We start from the raw sequence: 285 nt of genomic DNA on the forward strand, positions 1-285 counted from the left end.
CGTCGCCGACCGAGGGGCCCCCGACGGTGCGGGTCCACGCCGCCCTCGCCCGCAGCACACCGCGACCGGCCGCACGGCCCTCGGAACGCCCAGGCTCTGCCTCCACGCCATCAGCCGCGCGATCGCCCTCGCGCACCCACGGCTGAACCGTCCTCCCCCACCAACCCAGTCCATCCGACTGCCCTCACCTCTGGAACGCACCGTGGACAACACCCCCATCTCCGACGCCTTGGCCCTGCGCGCCACGGCCTCCGCCTTCGACGCCCAGCGCGGCAAGCTGCCGGT

At 74.7% G+C, this 285-nt stretch carries 1 pseudogene; it reads left to right on the forward strand.

The features are described from left to right. Positions 1-285 (forward strand): annotated as a pseudogene (locus RB628_RS41950) (hypothetical protein); the annotation flags it as partial.

The organism is Streptomyces sp. ADMS (assembly GCF_033441795.1).
Classification (GTDB): domain Bacteria; phylum Actinomycetota; class Actinomycetes; order Streptomycetales; family Streptomycetaceae; genus Streptomyces.